Origin of the sequence: Mesorhizobium sp. M4B.F.Ca.ET.089.01.1.1 (assembly GCF_004022605.1) — a bacterium.
Classification (GTDB): Bacteria; Pseudomonadota; Alphaproteobacteria; order Rhizobiales; family Rhizobiaceae; genus Mesorhizobium; species Mesorhizobium abyssinicae.
The window spans coordinates 1-485 of the sequence record NZ_RZOS01001352.1; the positions used below are offsets into that span (position 1 = coordinate 1).

The 485-nt window shown below is 62.7% G+C and carries 1 pseudogene; it reads left to right on the top strand.

Annotated features, from left to right (window positions below):
• Positions 1–37 precede the first annotated feature (37 nt).
• A pseudogene (locus tag EN780_RS37505) lies at positions 38–485 on the top strand (ABC transporter permease); the annotation flags it as partial.

The window sequence follows — 485 nt, forward strand, 5'->3', positions numbered from 1 at the left end:
GACAGGCCGGCGACCAACCGCCTCCGCGGAGGCTTAAATGCTGATCAAGCTCGTCGTGTGGACCATCCTAGCCTTCTTGCTGGCGCCGCTCGTCATCATCGTGCTGTTCAGCTTCCACGATTCGCCGTCGCTTTCCTTTCCGTTCGCCGGCTTCAGCCTGCGCTGGTACGAGGAATTGCTGGGCAATCCGCAACTGAGCGCCGCGGTGCTGAAAAGCCTTGGCATCGCGCTGCTGACCGCTGTCATCACCCTGCTGCTCGGCGCGACGGCTTCTTTGGCTTGGCTGCGTTCCGGTCGCTTCGGCCGCAACCTGATCGAGGCAGTGACGGTCACGCCGATCGCGCTGCCCGGCCTGTTCGTCGGCGTGTCGCTGCTGGTCCTCTTCGCCCAGGCTGGGGTGCAGCTTTCAACTGTGACCATCGTCATCTCGCATGTCGTCATCGCCATCCCGATCATGATTGTGGCCATGAAGGCGCGACTTACCC